This is a genomic window from Sinomonas sp. G460-2, assembly GCF_047759905.1.
Lineage (GTDB): Bacteria > Actinomycetota > Actinomycetes > Actinomycetales > Micrococcaceae > Sinomonas.
Map to the genome: position 1 here is coordinate 1 of NZ_JBKZWT010000329.1, position 3,914 is coordinate 3,914.

Annotated in this window: 3 protein-coding genes; 1 reads left to right on the top strand and 2 read right to left on the bottom strand. The window is 67.1% G+C overall.

Annotation, left to right across the window (positions count from 1 at the left end; translation table 11 throughout):
• Positions 1-202 precede the first annotated feature (202 nt).
• Complete coding sequence (gene tgt / locus ACLN58_RS19120) at positions 203-1,474, top strand: tRNA guanosine(34) transglycosylase Tgt (protein WP_415856823.1); 1,272 nt, start codon at positions 203-205, stop codon at positions 1,472-1,474.
• On the opposite strand, the gene ACLN58_RS19125 is transcribed toward tgt, so the two are convergent.
• Both ACLN58_RS19125 and ACLN58_RS19130 read right to left on the bottom strand, forming a co-directional pair.
• A complete protein-coding gene (locus tag ACLN58_RS19125) occupies positions 1,456-2,823 on the bottom strand; it encodes an MFS transporter (RefSeq protein WP_415856824.1) in 1,368 nt (455 codons plus the stop codon). The genes tgt and ACLN58_RS19125 overlap by 19 nt on opposite strands.
• A gap of 110 nt (positions 2,824-2,933) precedes the next feature.
• Positions 2,934-3,632: a hypothetical protein gene (locus ACLN58_RS19130; RefSeq protein ID WP_415856825.1), complete on the bottom strand. Its 699-nt coding sequence runs from the start codon at positions 3,630-3,632 to the stop codon at positions 2,934-2,936.
• Between the last annotated feature and the right edge of the window lie 282 nt (positions 3,633-3,914).

Genomic DNA, 3,914 nt, shown 5'->3' on the forward strand with positions numbered 1-3,914 from the left:
CGATAGCGATGAGGGTGAGGCGCCGCCGTCGTACGCGCGCGGACCGCCCGAGGACCCGCTCGAACGGAAGCCGCCGGCGCCGCCTCGCGCCACCCCCATGCTTCATGGACCCTCCTGTTGCTTTGGGACGAGATTAGGGGACGAGGCTGTGCCGGGACTGTGCGGCGCGCTGATGCGGTTTTCGGTGCGGCACACTTGGATGGTGCCTTCCGACCATCCGCGCCAGTCCGAGTTCAGCTTCCGCGTCGACACGCGCCTCACGGGCAATCCCAGCACGGGCGAAGGCGGGGAAGCAACGCTCGGCCGGACGGGCACCATCACGACCCCGCACGGCGAGATCCAGACGCCCGCGTTCATCGCGGTCGGCACGAAGGCCACGGTCAAGGCCGTCCTTCCGGAGTCGGTCCGCGACCTCGGGGCGCAGGCCGTGCTCGCGAACGCCTACCATCTGTACCTCCAGCCCGGGCCGGAGATCCTCGACGAGGCCGGCGGGCTCGGAAAGTTCATGAACTGGGCCGGGCCCACGTTCACGGACTCGGGCGGGTTCCAGGTCATGAGCCTCGGCTCGGGCTTCAAGAAGGTCATCGAGATGAGCGTCGCCGCGAGCGCGCCAGCCGGGGCGGACGACGCCGTGGCCCCCGGCAAGGAGCGGCTCGCGCACGTCGACGAGGACGGCGTGTGGTTCACGAGTCACCTCAACGGGGACCGGCACCGCTTCTCGCCCGAGATCTCGATGAACGTCCAGCACAAGATCGGCGCGGACATCATGTTCGCGTTCGACGAGCTCACTACTCTGCAGAACTCGCGAGGCTACCAGGAGGAATCGCTCGAACGCACGCGCCGCTGGGCTGAGCGCTGCGTCGCCGAGCACTTCCGCCTCACGGACGAGCGCGCGGGAAAGCCGTACCAGGCCCTGTTCGGCGTGATCCAGGGCGCCCAGTACGAGGACCTCCGGCGCAAGGCGTGCCGGGACCTCGGCGCCATGCCGTTCGACGGCTTCGGCATTGGCGGCGCGCTCGAGAAGGAGAACCTCGGCACGATCGTGGGCTGGTGCTCCGAGGAGCTGCCCGAGGACAAGCCCCGGCACCTGCTCGGCATCTCCGAGCCGGACGACATCTTCGTCTCGATCGAGGCCGGCGCCGACACCTTCGACTGCGTCTCCCCGACACGTGTGGCCCGCAACTCGGCGTTCTACACGGCGGAGGGCCGGTTCAACCTCTCCGGCGCGAAGTACCGCCGAGACTGGGGTCCCCTCCAGGACGGTTGCGACTGCTACACGTGCCAGAACTACTCGCGCGCCTACATCCGGCACCTCTACAAGGCGAAGGAGCTCCTCTCCCACACGCTCATCTCGATCCACAACGAGCGCTTCGTGGTGCGCATGGTCGACGACGCGCGAAAAGCGATCGAGGACGGCACCTTCTGGGAGTTCAAGGCGGAGACCCTCGGGCGGTACTACGGGGCGCGGGTGTAGTCGAACGCGTGGCCGAGCTCGTCGTCGAGCGGTGTCGGCTTCTTCCTGCTCGGAAGGAAGAAGATGTAGACGACGAGCGAGATCACGATCGTGATCGTCACGTACGTGAAGAGCCACTCCTTGTGGCCCGAGCTCGAGAGCCACTCGCCGATGAACGGAACGGTGCCGCCGAAGAGCGAGTTCGCGACCGCGTACCCCAGGCCCACGCCGAGTGCCCGGATTGAGGACGGGAACAGCTCGGCCTTCACGAGCGCGCTGATCGACGTGTAGTTCACCACGATCACGAGACCCGCGAGCATGAGCAGGAACGCGACGATGGGGTCCTTGACCCCGGCGAGCGTCGCCATGATGGGCCACGTGAAGATCGCACCGAGCACGCCGAACACGATGAGCTGTGGACGGCGGCCGATCTTGTCGGAGAGCAGGCCGAAGACCGGCTGCAGGAGCATGAACACGAAGAGGGCCCAGAAGTTGATGACCGACGTCTGCGTCTTCGAGATGTGCGAGACGTTGTTCATGAAGCTCAGGATGTACGTCGTGTACAGGTAGAACGCGCACGTCCCGCCCATCGTCAGAAGGACGACGACGACGAACGCCTTCCAGTGCTTCGTGAACAGCAGCTTGAGCGTGCCGGGCTCGGCGCTCGCCTGGTTCTCGGCTACATGGGCCTCGGCAGCGCGGACTTGCTCCTGGGGGATGGTCTCGTCCATCGTGCGGCGCAGCCAGAGGACGACGAGGGCCGCGACGGCGCCAATCGCGAACGGGATGCGCCAGCCCCACGCCTTGAGATCGCCCTCGCCCAGGACCGACTGGAGGATGACGAGCGTGAGCAGCGCGAGCACCTGCCCACCCACGAGCGTGACGTACTGGAAGCTCGAGAAGAAGCCCCGGCGCTTCGCCGTCGCGACCTCGCTCATGTAGGTGGCGCTCGTGCCGTACTCGCCGCCCACGGAGAAGCCCTGGAGGAGCCGAGACGCGTACATGAGAACGGTCGACCACACGCCGATCTGCGCGATGCCCGGGAGGACCGCGACGAGCAGCGAGCCGACGCCCATGAGGCTCACGCTCACGGTGAGGGCGGCCCGGCGTCCTCGACGATCGGCGAACCTGCCGAAGTACCAGCTGCCCACTGGGCGCATGAGGAACGTGAGGGCGAACGTCAGATAGGCGTCGATCTGCGCCTGGACCGGGTCCTTGCCGTTGAAGAAGTACGTCGCAAAGTAGGAGGAGAACGCCGAGTAGACGTACAGGTCGTACCACTCGATGAGGTTTCCGGCCGAGCCCTTGAGCGTGTTGGCAATGGCGCGCCGAGTTACCGCGGCCGGCGTGCTGCTGAGTGCAGTCGTCATGGTGCGTTCGAGACCTTTCCGCCAGGCGCCCCGCTGCGCCCCGGCCGCGGGCCACGATACTGCGTGCCCGGGCCTCCGTCGGGGTTTAGGTCATATTGGTCACGCTTCTTTCACGCGGCCCACCGCTGTCTGCGCTTTCGTGCCCTCTCCGAACAGGTTCGTGAGCACGACGCGGCAATGCCGTTGCGAGTACGGTCTAGGAACGGGGCGCGGCACCATGGGTCGGAACAGCGACGGAGCCGCAGCATAAGGCCGTCCGCGACGAGGCTCATGGCCGCGGGAACGAGTTTCGACGCCAGACGGCCCGCCAGATCGACTCGCGTGGACAGCACGGTCACGACGCCATCGGGGGTGAGAGCGGGTGCGAGTCCGTACTCCAGTGCGGCCGCGGTGAGCTGCTCGCTGGCCCCGTCCGAGGCCAATCCCGTTCTCGGCGTCCCATCAGCCTCAAACAGGGCCGCGCAAAGCGCCTCCCTGAGTTCCGACACCGGGACCAGGTCGTGCTCGCCGGGGAGCGGACACCAGATCGGATCTGCGGCCCCGTCGGTGCTGAACGGATCCGTTCCACGCCTCGTCACAATGTCCTCGAGGCTAGGCCGCGGAGGCACCTTCAGACCGGCGCGGACCGCGACGCGCCCGATCTGGTCACAGTAGTACAGGCCCTCGACCCCCAGAAACCGCGGAGACGTCGTAACGAGCTCAAGGAGCGCGGCAATCGGATCGGTGTCGGGACGGTCCTCGGGCTTCCCGGGCGTCCCGGGGTTCTCGAAGATCTCGGGCTTCTCGCGTTTCTCGGGGCTCAGTTCCACGGAACGAGACTGGCACGCGGCCCCGACATTATTGCGCGGTCTCCTCGACAGAAGCGCGGCCCCTCGACGAAGGGGAGCCCACACCGGAGCCGGGAGGACACGTCCCGAAAGCGCATGGATCACCGCGTCGCCCCCACCGCCGTTCCCACCGCGGCCGGAGAGAACAGCTCCGGCAGAAATGTCCCGCCCTAACCGCGGTTTTGGGCGGGACATTTTTGCAGAGGGACAGGTCCGACCGCACGGTATGCAGAGTGCGGCTGCGGGGCACGGGCTCACCACGCA

Excerpts from the sequence above, each read along its gene's own strand:
- ACLN58_RS19125 (WP_415856824.1), bottom strand. The coding sequence starts at position 2,823 with ATGACGACTGCACTCAGCAGCACGCCGGCCGCGGTAACTCGGCGCGCC.